Consider the following 17,951-nt stretch of genomic DNA (forward strand, 5'->3'; position numbering starts at 1 on the left):
GTGATTGGTGCCAAGCCAACTTAATGTGAGTTACAAATTCATGGGCGGCAGAGGACGCATTCCACCCGCAATTGTCGTATAATGAATATATTCTTAAAAAACGAGGAGAATAATATGGCAACCACAACTCATTTTTACGAAACATTTCAACCAGAACATTACGATCTTTATATCAATATTAACCGGGCAGATAAGCTGATTTCGGGGAAGTCAACGATTACCGGGGATGCTAAGGCGCAGGAAGTGCTGATTCATCAGAATGGTCTGACCATTGCTGGTGTCCAAGCCGATGGTGCGGACGTGCCCTTTACTGTGGATAATGCGATTCAAGGAATTCGAATTGAACTTGCTAAGGTCGGTCAAACAACTTTGACGATTACGTACAGCGCCAAATTGACGGATACGATGATGGGTATCTACCCATCATATTACGAAGTCAACGGTGTGAAGAAAGAATTAATCGGGACGCAATTTGAAACGACTGCGGCCCGGCAAGCCTTTCCGTGTGTCGATGAACCAGAAGCTAAAGCGACTTTTGATCTTGCTATCAAGTACGATGAACATGATGGTGAGACGATCTTAAGCAACATGCCCGAAGACCACGAAGCCGATGGGGTGCATTACTTTGAAACCACGGTGCGGATGTCGACTTACTTGATTGCGTTTGCCTTTGGTGAATTACAAGGCAAGCAGACGAAGACCAAGAGTGGCGTGACCATCGGTGTTTTCGGTACTAAGGCCCACAAGGCTAACGAGCTCGACTTTGCTTTGGACATTGCCAAGCGCTCAATCGAGTTTTATGAAGATTTTTATCAGACGCCATATCCATTGCCACACTCATGGCAATTGGCCTTACCAGACTTCTCAGCTGGTGCGATGGAAAACTGGGGCTTAGTTACTTATCGGGAAGCCTACTTACTATTAGATCCTGACAACACGGCCCTCGAAACGAAACAACGAGTCGCCACGGTGATTGCCCATGAGCTTGCCCATCAATGGTTCGGTGATTTGGTCACGATGAAGTGGTGGGATGACCTCTGGTTAAATGAAAGTTTCGCCAACATGATGGAATATGTGGCGACGGATGCCTTAGAACCAGACTGGCATATTTGGGAAACTTTCCAAACGTCTGAAGCATCAATGGCGCTTCCACGGGATGCCACGGATGGGGTTCAGTCAGTCCACGTTCAGGTGGAAGATCCGGCCGAAATCGACTCGATTTTTGACGGGGCGATTGTCTACGCTAAGGGTGCGCGGATGTTAGTAATGGCGCGAGCCTTAGTTGGTGATGATGCCTTACGAGCAGGTTTAAAGCAGTACTTTATCAATCATAAATATGGTAATGCCAAGGGTGATGACTTGTGGAACGCCTTAGGAGATGCTTCTGGGATGCAAGTTGGCGACATCATGCATTCATGGCTGGAACAACCTGGCTATCCAGTGGTTACGGCAGCGGTTGTTGACGGTCAGTTGACCTTGTCACAACAACAGTTCTTCATCGGTGAAGGTGAAGAAGTCGGTCGTCAGTGGCAGATTCCGTTGAATAGCAACTATGAGGCGGCACCAGCGATTATGAAGGATCAGGCTGTGACGGTCGGCGATTATGCCAAATTACGTGATGCGAGTGGGCAGCCATTCCGCTTGAACGTTGGGAATAACTCCCACTTCATCGTCAAGTATGACCAAACGTTATTGGATGATATTCTAGCGCATGTTGATGACTTAACGGCCATTGACCAATTACAGTTGCTACAAGACTTACGGTTATTAGCTGAAGGTCGTCAAATCTCATACGCAGCCGTTGTGCCATTATTAAGCCGGTTTGCAGCTAGCCATTCAACGGTCGTTAACGCAGCGCTGTACCAAGTTGCGGGTAACTTACGTAAGTTTGTTACGCCAGATTCTGATGAAGAAAAGCATTTACAAACGTTATTTGACCAATTGAGTGCCGCTCAGGTTAAACGGTTAGGGTGGTTGCCACAAGCTGGTGAATCTAACGATGATCAGTTGACGCGGCCATATGTCTTGAGCGCGGCTTTGTACGCCAAGAATAGTGCGGCCGTATTGGCTGCCCATGAATTATTCGAAGGTAACCGTGATCAGTTAGCGACCTTACCAGCCGATGTACGGGTCTTCATTTTACGGAATGAAGTCAAGAACTTTGGTAGCAAGGACTTATTCGATAGTTTATTGATGGCATCACGGCAGACGGCCGATGCTAGTTACAAGGCTGATATTTGTGACGCATTGACCGCAACTACGGACCTCGAATTAATCAAACAGTTAGTTGTGAAGTTTGAAGATGCGGATACGATCAAGCCACAAGACTTGCGGGCTTGGTTCCGCGGTGTCTTGGCTAATCCAGCTGGTGAACAAGCAGCTTGGGATTGGATTCGCGACGAATGGTCATGGTTGGAAGCTACGGTTGGTGGTGACATGGAATTTACCACTTATATCACCGTCATCTCACGGGTCTTCCATACGGCTGAACGTTTAGCAGAATTCAAGGCGTTCTTTGAACCAAAGATCAACACGCCTGGTTTAACGCGTGAAATTAAGATGGATACGAAGGTCATCGCCAGTCGCGTTGCCTTAGTTGAGGATGAACGTGACGCGGTGAATGCGGCGGTTGCGGAAGTTGTAAAATAATCTAATTAATAAAGAAGCTAAGTTCGGTTGATGGTGTCAATCAAACTTAGCTTCTTTTATTGATAGCTACTATTCATTGCTGAATCATTTTTACTTCGCAATACCCAATTCGCCGCCAGTCCCCAAATTGCCGCATGACTTCACTATGAGTGACACAGGCGATACACTGGTAATGCTGATACTTATCAAAAACCGCTTGGACACGGTGGCGGATGTCAGCACTAGTTTCATAGTCCCAGGTTTGAGTTTCATTAGTTTGACCATGGTTAGCAGTATATTCATCGTAGGCGGCCATTGCTTGATGACCGCTTTTTATTTGCCAGCCTGATTTATCAGGATACCATTCATGAAGGCCTAACTCGACTTGTAATGGTCGGTTATGCCGCCGAACGATTTCGGTTGCAGTTTGCAGCGCTCGAGTATAGGGCGAGGCTAAGATGAGCTGGACCTCATTAAAAATTGGTTGTTCAGCGCAATGTTGGGCCTGCAAAACACCTTGCTTAGTGAGTGGACTTAAATCGCGTCCAAACCCGGTATATCCAGCATTGGTGACGGGGCCATAATCCGGTTCACCATGCCGAATCAAGTAAATTTTCATAATCACCGACCTCCTAATCAATCGTAATAACACGCACACCACAATAACCCACGTCTTTCTGATCGCCAAACTGCCGCATGACCTCGCCATGTGTGACGCAGGCGATGTAATCGTAAGATGCGGCATACTTATTCAAAGTTGCCAAAACTCGGGCCTTCATTTCAGCTGCCGATTCGTAGGGGAGGGGACTAGCGGTGCTGCGCTTGCCAGCGTGTTGTCGATAGAGCTTATAGGCCGTGGCCGCTTGTTCATCGGTATCAGTCCGACTCCCCGTGTCATCGGGCAGCCACTCGTGTAACCCAAGTTCGACCTTTAGTGGAATATCATTAAAACGTACGATTTCCAATGCCGTCTGTAAGGCGCGCGTGTAGGGGGACGACAGAATTAATTGGACTTGTGCAAACAACGGCTGCTGGGCACACTGTTGTGCCAACATAATACCACGGTCAGTTAAGCCGCCGAGTTCGCGACCAAAACCAGTTAGTCCAGCCGCGGTGATCTGTTGATAAGTTGGTTCGGAGTGACGAATGAGATAGACTCGCATTAAAAAGACCTCGGTTATGTTGTTTTACTTATATTATACTGGCTGGGGCCTGATTGAGGAACTTTATTATTGCCAATTATCGAATAGTTGATATAATTTAAATGGTAATTATTACCATTTAGAAGGAGGCACCCATGATGGAAAAACAAGATTTAGCAAGTGCGCGCAGGCGTCTACGGGGAACCAATTTAAAATCGCGGAAACGCGCATTGAAGATTTTACATGATGCCCGACGTAATGCCAGTAAAGCCAAATAGTGTCAGCGAACGTTAGCCAATTTGGTTAACGTTTTTTTGTTAGCTGTGCGGTATGATTAAGATACAGGAATGGGTGGAGGACATGTGGATGGAAACAACTTTGGTGATTATTCGGGGGAATTCTGGGAGTGGCAAGACGACGCTAGCGCAGGCGTTGCAACGACGCGTGGGTCATCATACGTTGCTAGTGTCCCAAGATGTCGTTCGCCGCGACATGCTGATGAGTCATGATTACCCGGGAAATATTTCAATTGGTCTGATTGAACAAATTGCGTGTTATGGGCTGGGACGTGTGCCTGTAGTCATTGTGGAAGGTATCTTAGCACGTGATCGGTATGGGGAAATGTTGGCGCGGCTTAGTCAATCGTTTCCACGCGTCCTCACTTATTATTTTGAAGTGAGCTTTGCCACGACCTTGGCGCGTCATCAAAAGCGTCATCGTGATTTTGGTGTGGAAGACATGCGTCGGTGGTGGCTTCCACATGATACGTTGGACGTTGCTAACGAAGTCTTAATTGACGAGCAACAAGATTTAACCACGGAAGTTCAACAAATTATGACTGCCATGTATGATTGTGACTAAACAACCATGAGTTGATTGGTTTGATCGTGGTTGAGGATTAAGCTGAAATCATAAAGGGGGATGAGCCAATGTTACTCGCAGCATTATTGAAAACGCGTCGTTGTCAGTATGGATTGACACAGGCACAATTAGCGTCCAAGTTATTTGTTACGACTCAGGCGGTGTCTAAGTGGGAACGCGGAAAAGCGATTCCGTCAATCGATAATTTACTGGCACTGTCGGATCTGTATAATCTATCCTTGGATGAATTAGTTCGTGGTAGTGCTTTTTTTCCAAAACCATATATTGTTGGTCGACGACTAAGCTTTGGGCGACTTCTGGGCCTCGGATTATTTTGGCTATTTGTTTGTCTATTATTTACTGGTTTTGGTTATCAGCCGTGGTGGCTCTTTTTCTCACTTTATATTGTTGGCTTGATTGTGGTCGTTCCAGTGGAAATCAATAGTTACTGGGTGATTCAGCCTGCTACCATTGAGTTGCATACGTATGCTGCATCGACATTGACGAAGTTTCGCCAAATTGTGGTTAATTGTCCACGGCGTCAACTAATCCACTATACAGATCTGCAGCGGGTTACCATCAGTTATCGGTGTCGCAAACGACTTTCACCATTTGATTTCAATCCGGATTATTTTCAATTGATTTTAAAGACTAATGCCCAAACTTATCAGCTAGAATGTGCGTTGAGGGCCAGCGACTATTTACCGCAATTTGTCAGTTATTTGCAACGACAAGGTGTGACGGTTGATGATCCTCAACAAGTTGTGGAATTGTTAGTTTCAGGAAAGTCGTTGTATCAACATTTTCATACCGAGACTTGATCTTGAGTGGTTGCAACCAACCGTTGCGGTAGTGCTTAAGTGTGCTGCAATGAATTGGTGCACCCAAATAGTCTAGTATTTTAATAGAGGAGCGGTAGGATGAAAATTGTGATTGGTACTAAAGTAAAAGAGCAACGACAACAGCATGAATGGTCTCAGCAGATGGTGGCGGAGCAGTTACACGTCTCACGGCAAACTATTTCCAAGTGGGAGTTAGGAAAAGTTATCCAGATTTAGAGTTGTTGGCAGCACTGAGCAAACTATTTGCTGTCTCAACGGATGAGTTATTAGGTTTGAGCAGAAGAGCTGTTCAGCGACCATGGTGGCAGTTGTTATTGCGTAAAAGGAGTCGAACAGATATGACGGTGAAATGGTACAGCGGGGGGCGGGATCGGGCACGTGTTGCTGTGGGCATAATTAGTGATTTAGTTGCTAATCTAAATACCACGAACGAGCAACCGTTACGACAGCTGCTGGCAACTTATTATCAGGAACTATTGGAACAGCGAACTGGTTCAGTACTGGGAGTATTCGACAGAATGAACCTAGACATCTCCAAATGTCTGCGGCAACAACAAATCAAACTATCACCATAAAATGAGCAACTAATGCAACAGCTGGTGGGGTTGAACATGATTCACTACCGGTGATTGATTTTGAAAGTAAAACGCAAATTGATTAACCACTGATTGCACAACTCACGAATCACCTAGTGCTTTTAGTATCTTTTAGTGCGTAATACCGGTAAACTAGAGTTAACAAATTCAATCAATGGAGGCCGCTCATGCGTATTACAAAAACGAGTTTGATCCTCAGTAGTTTGTCATTGATCCTTAACACGTTGTCATTGATTATGGCAATTAGCAAGTATCGGTTACAAAATCACTAATCATTAGAAATTCAAAAACACCGCTGTGACTAACGAACGCATTAGTCGTAGCGGTGTTTTTGGTTGGACATTATTAAGCTTCATAATCCGTCAAATCGGCCAAGAAGCGTTGAATCACCGCAAGTTCTGCTGGTGAGTAATGCTCATGGAGGAGCGTGATTGCTTGGTGGTTGCGGGTTGCATGCATCTTATCATGATAGCGGGCCAGCTTACGACCACTCGGCGTTAAGCGGTAAAAGATCTTTTTGTGATCATCGGGTTGCTGGAATGAGCAAATTAAGCCCTGCGTTACGAGTCGTTTGGCTGCCCGGGTCACACCACCTCGAGTGACGCCGAGGTTAGTGGCTAAGTCGATGCCCGTTTGTGGACCGGCCTCTAGTTCAGATAATAAATGTAGGCCAACGATGGAAATATCCGGCAACAGGCGGCGTAGATTGGCTTCGGTGATATGCTGCTGTAACCATTTCTGTTCACTAGTAGTAGAAGCACGCTTGGTTCGAATCGTTTTGAGTTGCGTTAGAATTGTCTGTTCCGTGGATATTGACATCGATTGATCCCCCTTAGATAATTGTGCGTCACGGCGACTGGTTCTCGTGGTGGTTAGCGCGCAATTATCAATTAATCATTAGCTTTTATTACTATTATTATACCGGTTTTAAAATTCACCGGCGAGTTTTTCTGCTGCTACCTGTGCGGCAGTAATGGCCTGTTCCCGCTGTTCTGGGAATTGGTCCAATCCTTCAATGAAGATGGTTCGGTAATCCTGAATCCCATACAGTTGCATCATCCCACGGAGGTAGGGGTCGCCTGCTTCAACCTGGTTGTGTTGATCAGGTTGGTGATAATAGCCACCCGCAGCCTGAATGTGTAAGACGTGTTTGGCGGGTAATAAGCCGACCGGACCGTTGACCGTGTACTTAAAAGTTTTACGGGCGACGGCGGTTAAGTCTAAGTATTGTTTGAGTTCGGCTGGTAGAAAGTGATTGTACATTGGGTTGACGAAGACGATCTTGTCAGCTGCTAGAAATTCATCTAGCCAGGCGGCATGCCGACTAAGTAGTTCAGCCTCCGTTGACGTAAGGTCTTCACCGTATTTTTGTTTGCGCCAAGCTTCGAAGGTGACGTCATTCAAAGCTGGCACGCCGTCCTGATAGAGGTCGCGCGTCGTAATCTCATCGTTCGGATGGGCTAGCTGATACGCAGCTTTAAAGCTCGCTGCAACGGTCAGTGAAGCACTGGGGACGGTCGTGTGTGGATGGGCATTAATCATTAATAATTTTGTCATTTTAAACAGCTCCTTAATTTTGTTGACAAGCAACATTGTAAATCGAATGTTGTTGCTTGTCAACAAAATAGGTAAAAAAAGCTCCCCACACATTCGAAAATGCGTGGGGAGCTTAAAGGATGCACGATTAATTTTGATTAACCAGTGCCACTAGCACAAAGTTGTCACGGCTTTACGGATAAATACGGTGCAACATACGCGGAAACGGAATGGTTTCGCGAACGTGATCTTGCAAGGTGATCCAAGCCAGAAAGCGTTCCAGACCCATGCCGAAACCAGAGTGCGGCACTGAACCATATTTGCGTAAATCGAGATACCACTCGTAATCCTGCAAGTCTTGACCGCTGGCTAATAACCGTTCCTTCAAGTAAGCATAATCCGTCGAACGTTCGGAACCGCCGATGATTTCGCCATACCCTTCAGGTGCTAACAGGTCAGCTGCAATGACGACATCACCGCGAGTGGGGTGGGCTTGCATGTAGAAGGCTTTGATTGCTTTGGGATAGTTCAAGACAAAGACTGGTTGATCAAAGTGTTCTGCCAAAAATGTTTCTTCTGGTGAGCCAAAGTCGACACCCCAGTCGACGTCAAAGCCGTTCGCTTGAAGTAGCGTAATGGCATCGTCGTACGAAATTCGTGGAAATGGGAGCTTGGTGTACTTTTGCAACGTCGCAACATCCCGATCCAAAACGGCGAGTTCGTGGGGACAATGGTCAATCACAGCTTGGACGAGGTAGGCTACCAATTGTTCTTGAACTTCTAGACTTTCATCTTGATGCATCCAAGCCATTTCAGGTTCGAGTTGCCAAAATTCCGTTAAATGCCGGCGGGTCTTGGATTTTTCGGCCCGAAAAGTCGGTCCAAACGTGAAGATTTTGCCGAACGCCATGGCGGCCGCTTCACCATATAACTGGCTGGATTGTGATAAGTAGGCGTCCTGACCAAAGTAATCAGTTTTGAATAATTCGGTCGTGCCTTCTGGAGCAGAACCCGTCAAAATCGGCGCGTCAATCTTAATGAAGCCACGATCGTTGAAGAACTCATAAACGGCTCGAATGACCTCGTTGCGAATTCGCATAATCGCGTTAGGACGCGATGACCGTAGCCAGAGATGGCGATGATCCAACAGGAAATCAATACCATGGTCCTTGGGCGTAATCGGGTAGTCGTGGCTGGTGCCGACCACTTCAAATTGTGAGATGGCAAGTTCGTAGCCAAAGGGCGAACGGGCATCGGCATGAATCGTGCCGGTGACCCATAGGCTAGTTTCTTGCGCGAGATCACTCAGCTGCGTAAAAGCTGGTTCACCAAGTTCATTTTTTAATGCCACCCCTTGAAAAGTCGCGGTGCCGTCACGCAATTGTAGAAAGGCAATTTTGCCGCTGGAACGCTTATTACTGAGCCACACCCCAATCTTAACTTGTTCATCGACATGGTCAGCAGCGTTGATAATACTAATGGTTTCCATGATATTGATCACTCCTTCTTATTGGATTTTAAATCGGATTAAAGTAAATGAATGTTATGTTCGGCACATTGGTCGATCATGGCTTGTGGCCACAAGGCAGCTTGGACTTCGCCGACATGGGCTTTGCCAAGTAATAACATGCAGAGTCGTGATTGACCAATCCCGCCACCGATCGTGTAAGGGACGTCGGCGTTCAAGATCATTTGGTGGTATGGCAAGCTAAGCCGGTCTTCGGCGTCGACGTCTTTAAGTTGTTTCTTCATTGATTCGGCATCGACCCGGATTCCCATACTTGAGATTTCGATGGCTTGGTCTAATGGTTCATACCAGAAGAGGATATCGCCGTTCAACTTCCAGTCATCATAGTCGGGGGCGCGGCCATCGTGACGTTCGCCGGAATCAAGCTTCCAGCCAATTTGCATTAAGAAGACACAGCCGAGTTTCTTGCAAATGGCGTTTTCGCGTTCACGCGGCGTCATGTCAGGGTACATATCTTCGAGTTCTTGTGTCGTTAAGAAGTGAATTTCGTCTGGTAAGTGATGAACGGCTTGTGGGAACTTGTACCAAACTTCGTGTTCCATGTGCTTGATCACTTTAAAGATTTGACGGACCGTGGCTTTCAAAGTTTCAACGGTGCGTTCTTCCTTACTGATCACTTTTTCCCAATCCCATTGATCAACGTAGGCGGAGTGGTAGTTATCTAAGTCTTCATCCTTACGAATGGCATTCATGTTCGTATAGAGGCCTTCATGCATATCAAAACCGTAGCGCTTTAAGGCGACCCGCTTCCACTTGGCAAGTGAGTGAACGATTTCGATTTGTTCATCACCCATGTCTTGCATGGTGAAGGAGACCGGTTTTTCGACACCGTTTAAGTTATCGTTCAGGCCAGTTTTCTTTTCAACGAACATTGGTGCTGAAAGCCGAGATAGGTTTAGTTGCTTTCCAAATTCATCTTGGAACGTTTCACGAATGTAACGAATGGCCTGTTGAGTTTCTTTAACGGATAATTTAGGATCGTAATCCTTTGGAATAATTAAATGCATATGCGTGGTCTCCTTTAAAATAAGTTCAGATTTTAGTTACAGGATAAAAGAAAAGAGCCTTCCATCCCTTGAATTATCAAGGGACGAAAGACTCTTTCGCGGTACCACCCAAGTTGTTTACATACAGTAAACCAGCTTTAAAATAGTGTACAAACATACACCACCGATGGTAACGTACCGGTTAACGGCTAATCCTACTTTAACGAGGTTATTTCAGTTAGCAACTAAGAAAGTGTTTTTCGGATTAGTCAAGTTCTGGTCGGGTTTCCACTCACTCCCGATTCACTGGCAGGTTGACTAATCGTACTCCTCTTTCCTCCGTTTTTTATCTTGTGACATTTATATTAGCACGATTCTGATATTTGTAAACCACTAAATTAAAAATAAATTAGTTTAGTCTCATGAATTCACCATGAAAATCTCAACTAAAACCGCAAGCTAGCGGGCTTAATTAATCGTTCAAATTATAACGTAATTTCATTTTTTCAGAACCGGCAATGACCATATCACCGAGTAATTTGGTTTGTAACTTCATCGCGGTATCGGCCAATTGCTGGTTAGCCGCTTCGAGATAGGCCGTGACGTCTTGGTGGTTAGCCAAGTCAGCGTCGGTATCATTTTCGATTTTACGGTAAGCACTCATGGCTTCGAGTTCGTAACTATTCCGCATGTCCACGTAGAAATCGTAGTCGGTATCCCCTAAAAGGGCGGTCGTACAACTTAGCCAGTACATGTGGTTAAGATTAAAGGTGCCGTCCGCATCTTTATAGCTAGCTGGCGTGTCATTGACATTGGCATAGAATGGTACGACCGTGTTAAAGGTATTGGCACCAAAGGCTAACCAGTGAATACCGGCAACCGCAGCAGGCACGTTGTTGCGAATCTGTAAGATGTGCACATCGTGGTTGCGGTTGATCCCGATTGGCCGGAAAAGGGTCTTATCAGCTTCAGAGCCACTCCCGTAAACATCGTATTTCGTGTTTTCAAAGTGAGAACTCAAAACGAACTTGACGTCTTCGATAGAAATCTTACGGTTGGCATGACAGATGAATGGTAAGTCTTGTTCCATTGGATCCTGTTCAACGTCCGGCGTAAAGTACTTTTGACCAAACCAAGCCCGGGGGTTGTTGTAAACCGTATCTTTGATTGAAGCACTCCCAAAGATGTGCCGCAAGTTGACACGGTCAAAGTCGGGATTCAAGTGATGTTCTTCAATCAGTTGTTCAAGGTCGGCTGAAGCCAAGGTGTCATCGGCAGCAAAGTCAAAATCGTCGATATTCATCCGGTTCGGAGCAACTACGTAAGCGTCGTCAGGAATACGCTTAGCAGCCCAATGATGGCCACCGATAGTTTCTAACCACCAGATTTCGTCTTGATCAGAAAAGGCGATGCCGTTTGGTTCGTAAGTTCCGTATTGTTCAAGCAGGGCACCTAGACGGGTAACGCCTTCCTTGGCGCTGTGAATGTATGGTAATACTAGGGTGCAAAGGTCTTCTTCACCAATTCCGCCGGCAACCAAAGGATCGATTCCCAAGATACGCGAGTTCGTGGTGATGGTTTCGGTTGCGGACATGGCGATGTTCTCGCTATTAATCCCTGCTGCTGGCCAGGTCCCATTGGTCAAGATTGAGTTTGGAATTGAAGTATACCGTAAGGGCTTGTCGGGTAAGTCGACTTGAACCTTACTAATAACTGATTGGTAATGCCGTGGCTGATCTTCAGGATTAACCACAACTAATCGTTCAGGATCTAAGGCTTCATGACCATCATCGTTCCGTGAAATGATGGTTGAGCCATCGATTGAGGCTTTTTTTCCAACTAGAATCGTGGTACATGAACCTTTAATACGTTTTTCCATGATATTAAAACACTCCTTTTAAGCTATTAATATCATTATACGCTTTCTGAACGGGTCACGATAGAACGGGCTTTTTTGAGAATGTAATTAACCCCACTAATGCTAAAACCAGTGGCAGCTGCAATTTCACGATAAGTCTTACCGCGTTCTCGTAACTGATGAACCTGAGCATAGCTAGCACGTTGCGACGTTGGGCTGGGAGTTCGAACGTGTTCAGTGCGTGCTTCAGCTGATACGACATTATTTGGCAGTGTGAGGGCTTGGGGAATGCTTGTGATGACGGGAGCTTGATGTGTGAGTTCAGCAAGCTTAATCATGACTAATTCAGTTGTCTGAACATCCCAAATAGCGTTATGTTGGCGCGGATTGCTGATATTAAAGAGGGCAGCTAGGCCATTCAAGGGCAGGTCGTGACTTCCGGTTTTGTGATTGCCACGGTTGATGAGGATATTCGTATAAGCTTGAGCGTCAAAGATTTTGACTGGACGACTAACGATTTGCTGTTCGGTGGCAGTCAATTGGTGATAGTAGTGGGTCAATAATAAACGAATATGCTTCATATCCTGAGTTTGGTCCCAAAAGACGAGAGGGAGCTGTGGTTGTAAGACTTGTCTGATAAACGCTTTAAGAATTGTTAATGGCGCTCCTTGAGCTTCATAGGCGGTGGTTGTCAGGCCAGTTTCAGTTAAGCCGGCCAATTTTTTGTCCGGTAAGAAGTTGGGATTATCGAAGTAACGATTAAAAAAGGGGGCCGTCTGGGTATGGTGCGAGAAGCCGATGGCACTGAGTTGGAAAATACTTGCCCGCAGTCCGGGTGACTCGATGATGTGCCAATTGACGCCTTTGGCAGTATCACTGCGTTGAAAAAGCGCCCCAAATTCGCAATCGATGATCGTGTAATCAGTTGGAAATTCAGTTAGATCATCTAGTGATGGTAAGAGGGTGGACGTGGTCGGTCGAGTTAAATCATCCAATGGCTGAACGGTGGGTAACTGGTAACCTAGGGTCGCTAAAAATTGAGTGGTATTTTGGCCAAGTTGATTGTTGGTTACTTTGGCGACCTTTTTCTCAGTTAAGACTATTTCTTTGCGAGCCATGAATGAAATATGGTAGCGCTGCTGTGCATCGCAAATGATTTCAGTAACGTTACCGGCCAAGCCGTACTCTGGAGCTAAAACTAATTGGTGGTCTTTTTGGATGCGGTAGACGGGATGGTTAACAAAGTATAAACAATTTAGATTATTTGAAATTTTGCGCTCAAGTAAGGTTAGATTTGTGGACATCATCGACAACAACTCCTCTGATCTAAGTACTTACATTTTAGCGGCTTTGTACATTAACTGGCCAGTGTTTGCACTGCGGCACGCACCATGAATTTGGTAATCACGAACTGGTGCCGGGCGTTATAGTGACCATAAAGGGCTAACTGGGTATCTGGTTTGAGTTGATAAAACAAAGTCAGCGCGTGCTTGACGATGATACAGTTAATTGTCACGGCTTCAGCTGACTTTAATGGCGTGACCTGTAAGTACAACATGAAAGGATCTAATTTAATAATTTTACTTTTATTCAGATATTTGACAGTTAAATTTTCTGATTGCATGAGCTTCACCTCAATAACGAGTATACGAACATATGTTCTAAAATGCAAGCAAAATAATCGCGGGGACCAATTTATTTTAAGCTGGACTCTGACGGTAGTGGTTGACTGGAAATATTTTGTTAAAAATCGCAAGGAATCAGTAAAGTCACGGGGAAAAAGCTACAAAAAGTTGACAACTCTTGGTATGATGAATAAGAATGAATGAGAGGAGGCCGTGTCATGGATCGAGGACGTCGCGCGACGCTGGAAGAACGAATTGCGATCGTCAAATACACGTTGGACCATTGCAATGATTATCGGGAAGCCGCTAAGCATTTTAACGTTTCATATCCTCAAGTCTATACGTGGGTACGAAAATATCGGCAACGTGGTATGGAAGGTTTGGTTGATCACCGTGGCCGACCGAAGCAAGACTAAGTCAGCGTTGTACATATAAACTAAGTAGGCTGGCTGTCCTAATAGTCACGAACAATTGGTCATGATAATTAATACGTCAGTTTTTGAAGTGTCTTTTCCTGTGAAGTCGGTAGGAACGGACACTTTTTTAGTAGTTTAATGTTTTTAATTAATGAGACGCTACTTACACGTATTTTTAAATACCGGAGCGCGTTCTTGTCACGGGCCAGTATTCTCGGTAGAATGAGAGTATTACGCATTGTGCTAGTCAATTTGTTATGAATCATGATTAAAAATGGCTATTTCTAAGTTTAAAAGCTACCAGTTGAGTCCCGCTGAGAAGCGTGCAATTTGGCGGAAAATTATTTGATTAGCTCGTCCTACACCGGCTTCCTGGCATTCCTGCCAATTGTAGGGCACTTCAACACAGATTTGAGCCGAAGTCCACGTCTCAAATACTGGTCTTCCAAGTCTTAATGCCATATTGACGAAACGTGTTCGGGTCAGACCAGGACTTTCGGTTAGGGACGCTATGACGCCAAGCGGAAGCCCGCCGCTTAATGCCCTAGCTAGGCTAATCCTCAGTCCCACCCGTCTGAACCGCACACTCTTGAATCACCGAGCATTGTCAGAAATACCTTCCAGCCGGAATTGTATTTGAATGGCAGTTATTGATGGGATCAACTTTAGTTAACTAGTCGTTGTTTCATAATACAACAGCTTAAAATACAATTATTTGGATTGACAGTAGCTGCAATCATTTATTCGATTTGGCCTACCGAAACGTGCTCGGTTTCAACCCGTGGCCCCTCACAGGCTTTCAGACTGGAGGGGCTGGGTGACAATGCTCAGTAGCCAAATTATTCTTAGCTGGAAGTGGATTTCTTCCGGCTTAGAATAAGACTCGTATTTGAGATGACGCGGGTTGGGCGTTAGCTCAAATCGACGTCGGCTACGTTCCAGCAATTGGCACCCAGCCCCGGAGGTCGGCCTAGGACGCGCATATACTGACGAATAGTAATCCAACTAATTGGCATATTTTAATCATGATTCATCCTAAATAATAATTAGCACAATACATAGAGTATTAATTCAAAAAAGGAGTTTACGTGTGATGATTGACTTAGCGGCGGCACAGCAAGTATTAAAAACCACGTTTGGATATGATGAGTTCCGACCGGGGCAAAAAGCAGTGATCGAACAAGTGCTAGCCGGTGAAAACACCCTGGCAATCATGCCTACTGGTGGTGGTAAATCATTATGTTATCAAATTCCAGCGTTACTTTTTCAGGGCCTGACCGTCGTTGTCTCACCACTGATTTCTTTAATGAAAGATCAAGTGGATGCATTAAATGATAACGGGATTGCAGCGACCTTTATTAATAGTTCACTGGATTTTCAAGCAATTAACGAGCGGCTCCAAGAATTACGGGCGGGCGATTATACCTTGCTATACGTAGCGCCAGAGCGGTTAGATTCAGATTACTTCATCCAAGCATTGGGACGATTGCCAATTCAACTCTTGGCTATTGATGAAGCCCATTGTATTTCGCAGTGGGGACATGATTTTCGGCCTAGTTATTTGGCGTTGAGTACGGCGATTGAGCAATTGCCGACTCATCCGCAAGTCTTAGCCTTGACCGCTACGGCGACTGAACAAGTTGCTGAAGATATTTGTGGTCGGCTAGCGATTGATCCACAGCATGAAGTCAATACTGGCTTTGCGCGGGATAACTTAGACTTGACGGTGGTCAAGGATCAAGATACGGATCGATATATTTTAGATTATTTGAAGGTCAATCATGGCGAGGCGGGGATTATTTATGCGAGCACCCGTAAAGAAGTGATGCGTTTGACCAGCCTGCTGCAAAAGCATGATATTAAGGCAACGCCATATCACGCCGGACTTGATGACATGGTTCGTCGTCAAAATCAAGAGGACTTTTTGTATGATCGGGTCGATGTGATGGTGGCAACTAACGCCTTTGGGATGGGAATTGATAAGAGCAACGTGCGGTTTGTAATTCATGCGCAGGTCCCAGGTACCTTAGAAGCATACTACCAGGAAGCCGGTCGGGCTGGCCGGGATGGGTTGCCGAGTGAAGCGATTTTGATTTTTCGACCTAGTGATATTCAACTCCAGCATTTCTTTATTGATGAGTCTGAGATGGATACGGAACATCGGCACTTAGCGTATCAAAAGTTACAAGTAATGACGCGGTATGCGAATACGCAAGGCTGTTTACAACAGTTTATTTTGAAATACTTTGGTGAAGCATCTGCGCCGTGTGGTCGGTGTAGTAATTGTACTGATCAACGGGAATCACAGGATATTACCACGGCGGCACAACAAGTACTATCGTGTGTTGTGCGACTGCATTCCCGGTTTGGTAAGGGAGTAGTGGCCCAGGTCTTGACAGGGGCTAATAATCAGCGGGTTCGTGAGTCAAATCTGAATACCTTATCAACGTACGGGTTAATGTCCGGTCAGCGCCAAAAGAGCGTGGTAGAATTGATTGATTTTTTGACTGCGAGCGGTTATTTGCAATCTGTAGGGGGACAATACCCGACACTCGCGGTAACGGCCAGCGGAGTAGCCGTACTTAAGGGAACGACTACGGTGCACCGCAAGACGGTCCAAAAAGTGCAACAAACGGTTCCTGAAAATAGTGCGCTCTTTGAACAGTTACGGACACTTCGACGTCAATTGGCCGAAGAGCAAGGCGTGCCACCATTCGTCATCTTTTCCGATAAGACGTTGCATTCGATGTGTGACCTGATGCCAGAAGATGACGCGACCTTCTTGAAGGTGAAAGGGGTCGGAGCTAGCAAGCTTGAAAAGTATGGTGAGACCTTTATGGCAACGATTCGAGCAGCAGCACACGCGGAAGCGACCACTAGTGTTGACGACGGTGCTGAATAATAATGGTTATTAAACTAGAGATGAAATGGAGTAACAGGGATGCAATTTACGTGGCAACATCAGGGCCAATCGATAGCGATGAAACGCTTTTTGACTACGCATGCCATTAGTATGCGGACTATCAAGGCAATCAAACATGGGAGTGGTACGTTTGTCGTTAATGGTCAAGTCCGGACGGGCGTGATTACAATTCATGATGGGGACATTGCGGGTGTACAGCTTCCGGATGAAGCCCCTGATACGGCGGTTGCAAGCAGTGCACGGCCGGTGCAAGTTGAATATGAAGATGCAAATTGGTTAGTCATCAATAAACCGGCCGGGTTGACTAGTGTTCCTGGCCCCAGCAATCGCACTGATACCTTAGTTAACCGAATCAAAGGTTATTTAATAGCTACGCAAGCTGCTAATCAGCGACCACATCTAATCACACGTTTGGACCGGGATACGAGTGGGCTAGTGTTGGTTGCTAAACACCGAGTGGCCCAGGGGATGTTAACGGAGCCTCGAATTGCGGCTCAATTGGTTAAGACTTATCAGGCTTGGATTGAAGGTACCATTATTCCTGCTGGTGGCACGATTGATCAACCCATAGGCCGTATGTCGGATAGTCCGCGTCGTACGGTTATGGCGACTGGACAACGGGCAATTACGAAATACCAAGTTGAAGTGACTGATTTGCAGCATAGCGTGAGTCGGCTACGGTTAGAATTAGTGACTGGTCGGACCCATCAAATTCGGGTCCATTTAACGGCGTTGGGTCATCCGTTATTAGGTGACGCGTTATACGGTGGCAGTCAGGATTGGATTCAACGGCAAGCTTTACATGCGGCAACTTTACAGTTTTTCGATCCCTTTACGGAAAAAATCTTACACTTTGAAGCGGCTTTACCAGCTGATTTGCAAGCCTTAAATCGGCGGTAGGTGCGACGTAAGTACAATCCGCTACTTAAAAGTTTTAAAAAACGGCGCTTCAAGAATGAGTTAGCATTCTTGAAGCGCCGTTTAAGGTAGTGCCATGGATGCCAAAAGTG

General features: G+C 45.7%; 18 protein-coding genes and 1 other annotated feature. Of the genes, 9 read left to right on the forward strand and 9 right to left on the reverse strand.

The features are described 5' to 3' along the window. Positions 1-114: 114 nt before the first annotated feature. Complete coding sequence (locus LP667_RS03675; RefSeq protein WP_056988366.1) at positions 115-2,649, forward strand: M1 family metallopeptidase; 2,535 nt, start codon at positions 115-117, stop codon at positions 2,647-2,649. A 73-nt stretch (positions 2,650-2,722) separates the two neighbouring features. Here the strand turns inward: LP667_RS03675 and LP667_RS03680 are convergent, their stop codons facing one another. After that, positions 2,723-3,247, reverse strand: a complete 525-nt coding sequence (locus tag LP667_RS03680; protein ID WP_021730206.1) for a histidine phosphatase family protein — start codon at positions 3,245-3,247, stop codon at positions 2,723-2,725. Positions 3,248-3,260: 13 nt separating this feature from the next. After that, positions 3,261-3,791 carry a histidine phosphatase family protein gene (locus LP667_RS03685; protein WP_021730207.1) on the reverse strand — a complete coding sequence of 177 codons (531 nt, stop codon included), beginning with the start codon at positions 3,789-3,791 and terminating at the stop codon, positions 3,261-3,263. Between the two features lie 137 nt (positions 3,792-3,928). Here LP667_RS03685 and LP667_RS03690 point away from each other — a divergent pair, with 137 nt between their 5' ends. The 5 genes from LP667_RS03690 (at position 3,929) to LP667_RS03705 (ending at position 6,048) form a co-directional block, all read left to right on the forward strand. Further along, positions 3,929-4,048, forward strand: coding sequence for a putative metal homeostasis protein (locus tag LP667_RS03690; protein ID WP_003645748.1), 120 nt, complete (start codon positions 3,929-3,931; stop codon positions 4,046-4,048). Positions 4,049-4,136: 88 nt separating this feature from the next. Next, positions 4,137-4,631: a kinase gene (locus LP667_RS03695; RefSeq protein WP_021730208.1), complete on the forward strand. Its 495-nt coding sequence runs from the start codon at positions 4,137-4,139 to the stop codon at positions 4,629-4,631. Between the two features lie 68 nt (positions 4,632-4,699). Next, positions 4,700-5,452 (forward strand): helix-turn-helix domain-containing protein, encoded by a 753-nt coding sequence (locus LP667_RS03700; protein WP_021730209.1) that lies wholly within the window; start codon positions 4,700-4,702, stop codon positions 5,450-5,452. A 99-nt stretch (positions 5,453-5,551) separates the two neighbouring features. Next, positions 5,552-5,689: a helix-turn-helix transcriptional regulator gene (locus tag LP667_RS16965; RefSeq protein WP_021730210.1), complete on the forward strand. Its 138-nt coding sequence runs from the start codon at positions 5,552-5,554 to the stop codon at positions 5,687-5,689. Beyond that, on the forward strand, positions 5,659-6,048 hold the full coding sequence (locus LP667_RS03705; RefSeq protein ID WP_244926167.1) for a bacteriocin immunity protein: 390 nt from the start codon (positions 5,659-5,661) through the stop codon (positions 6,046-6,048). The genes LP667_RS16965 and LP667_RS03705 overlap by 31 nt, the downstream gene beginning before the upstream one ends. A 366-nt stretch (positions 6,049-6,414) precedes the next feature. On the opposite strand, the gene LP667_RS03710 is transcribed toward LP667_RS03705, so the two are convergent. From LP667_RS03710 to LP667_RS03740, 7 genes are all read right to left on the reverse strand, one after another. Beyond that, positions 6,415-6,888, reverse strand: a complete 474-nt coding sequence (locus LP667_RS03710) for a MarR family winged helix-turn-helix transcriptional regulator (RefSeq protein WP_056988367.1) — start codon at positions 6,886-6,888, stop codon at positions 6,415-6,417. 108 nt (positions 6,889-6,996) lie between these two features. Continuing rightward, entirely contained in the window at positions 6,997-7,626 is a 630-nt protein-coding gene (locus tag LP667_RS03715; RefSeq protein WP_021730213.1) for an NAD(P)H-dependent oxidoreductase, read from the reverse strand. A gap of 172 nt (positions 7,627-7,798) precedes the next feature. After that, positions 7,799-9,094 carry an asparagine--tRNA ligase gene (asnS, locus tag LP667_RS03720; RefSeq protein WP_021730214.1) on the reverse strand — a complete coding sequence of 432 codons (1,296 nt, stop codon included), beginning with the start codon at positions 9,092-9,094 and terminating at the stop codon, positions 7,799-7,801. A gap of 38 nt (positions 9,095-9,132) precedes the next feature. Further along, positions 9,133-10,140, reverse strand: coding sequence for an aspartate--ammonia ligase (gene asnA / locus LP667_RS03725; RefSeq protein ID WP_003641196.1), 1,008 nt, complete (start codon positions 10,138-10,140; stop codon positions 9,133-9,135). Positions 10,141-10,216: 76 nt separating this feature from the next. After that, positions 10,217-10,468 (reverse strand) — a binding site (T-box leader). Positions 10,469-10,591: 123 nt separating this feature from the next. Then, positions 10,592-11,998, reverse strand: a complete 1,407-nt coding sequence (locus tag LP667_RS03730; RefSeq protein WP_021730215.1) for a C69 family dipeptidase — start codon at positions 11,996-11,998, stop codon at positions 10,592-10,594. A 35-nt stretch (positions 11,999-12,033) separates the two neighbouring features. After that, the gene (locus LP667_RS03735) at positions 12,034-13,284 is read right to left on the reverse strand and encodes an RNA polymerase sigma factor sigma-70 region 4 domain-containing protein (RefSeq protein ID WP_021730216.1); all 1,251 of its coding nucleotides are present in this window, start codon (positions 13,282-13,284) and stop codon (positions 12,034-12,036) included. Positions 13,285-13,334: 50 nt separating this feature from the next. Beyond that, positions 13,335-13,601 carry a hypothetical protein gene (locus LP667_RS03740; protein WP_021730217.1) on the reverse strand — a complete coding sequence of 89 codons (267 nt, stop codon included), beginning with the start codon at positions 13,599-13,601 and terminating at the stop codon, positions 13,335-13,337. A 219-nt stretch (positions 13,602-13,820) separates the two neighbouring features. On the opposite strand from LP667_RS03740, the gene LP667_RS03745 reads away from it, so the two are divergent. The 3 genes from LP667_RS03745 to LP667_RS03760 all read left to right on the forward strand — a co-directional run bounded on the left by LP667_RS03745 (position 13,821) and on the right by LP667_RS03760 (position 17,841). Next, positions 13,821-14,018, forward strand: a complete 198-nt coding sequence (locus LP667_RS03745) for a helix-turn-helix domain-containing protein (protein WP_021730218.1) — start codon at positions 13,821-13,823, stop codon at positions 14,016-14,018. A 1,093-nt stretch (positions 14,019-15,111) separates the two neighbouring features. After that, positions 15,112-16,920, forward strand: a complete 1,809-nt coding sequence (recQ, locus tag LP667_RS03755) for a DNA helicase RecQ (RefSeq protein WP_021730219.1) — start codon at positions 15,112-15,114, stop codon at positions 16,918-16,920. Between the two features lie 39 nt (positions 16,921-16,959). Beyond that, entirely contained in the window at positions 16,960-17,841 is an 882-nt protein-coding gene (locus LP667_RS03760; protein WP_021730220.1) for an RluA family pseudouridine synthase, read from the forward strand. Positions 17,842-17,951 lie beyond the last annotated feature (110 nt).

The sequence above is a fragment of the Lactiplantibacillus paraplantarum genome (genome assembly GCF_003641145.1).
Classification (GTDB): Bacteria; Bacillota; Bacilli; order Lactobacillales; family Lactobacillaceae; genus Lactiplantibacillus; species Lactiplantibacillus paraplantarum.

Coding starts and splice junctions, on each gene's coding strand:
- LP667_RS03675 (WP_056988366.1), top strand. CDS start 115: ATGGCAACCACAACTCATTTTTACGAAACATTTCAACCAGAACATTAC.
- LP667_RS03680 (WP_021730206.1), bottom strand. CDS start 3,247: ATGAAAATTTACTTGATTCGGCATGGTGAACCGGATTATGGCCCCGTC.
- LP667_RS03685 (WP_021730207.1), bottom strand. CDS start 3,791: ATGCGAGTCTATCTCATTCGTCACTCCGAACCAACTTATCAACAGATC.
- LP667_RS03690 (WP_003645748.1), top strand. CDS start 3,929: ATGGAAAAACAAGATTTAGCAAGTGCGCGCAGGCGTCTACGGGGAACC.
- LP667_RS03695 (WP_021730208.1), top strand. CDS start 4,137: ATGGAAACAACTTTGGTGATTATTCGGGGGAATTCTGGGAGTGGCAAG.
- LP667_RS03700 (WP_021730209.1), top strand. CDS start 4,700: ATGTTACTCGCAGCATTATTGAAAACGCGTCGTTGTCAGTATGGATTG.
- LP667_RS16965 (WP_021730210.1), top strand. CDS start 5,552: ATGAAAATTGTGATTGGTACTAAAGTAAAAGAGCAACGACAACAGCAT.
- LP667_RS03710 (WP_056988367.1), bottom strand. CDS start 6,888: ATGTCAATATCCACGGAACAGACAATTCTAACGCAACTCAAAACGATT.
- LP667_RS03715 (WP_021730213.1), bottom strand. CDS start 7,626: ATGACAAAATTATTAATGATTAATGCCCATCCACACACGACCGTCCCC.
- asnS (WP_021730214.1), bottom strand. CDS start 9,094: ATGGAAACCATTAGTATTATCAACGCTGCTGACCATGTCGATGAACAA.
- asnA (WP_003641196.1), bottom strand. CDS start 10,140: ATGCATTTAATTATTCCAAAGGATTACGATCCTAAATTATCCGTTAAA.
- LP667_RS03730 (WP_021730215.1), bottom strand. CDS start 11,998: ATGGAAAAACGTATTAAAGGTTCATGTACCACGATTCTAGTTGGAAAA.
- LP667_RS03735 (WP_021730216.1), bottom strand. CDS start 13,284: ATGATGTCCACAAATCTAACCTTACTTGAGCGCAAAATTTCAAATAAT.
- LP667_RS03740 (WP_021730217.1), bottom strand. CDS start 13,601: ATGCAATCAGAAAATTTAACTGTCAAATATCTGAATAAAAGTAAAATT.
- LP667_RS03745 (WP_021730218.1), top strand. CDS start 13,821: ATGGATCGAGGACGTCGCGCGACGCTGGAAGAACGAATTGCGATCGTC.
- recQ (WP_021730219.1), top strand. CDS start 15,112: ATGATTGACTTAGCGGCGGCACAGCAAGTATTAAAAACCACGTTTGGA.
- LP667_RS03760 (WP_021730220.1), top strand. CDS start 16,960: ATGCAATTTACGTGGCAACATCAGGGCCAATCGATAGCGATGAAACGC.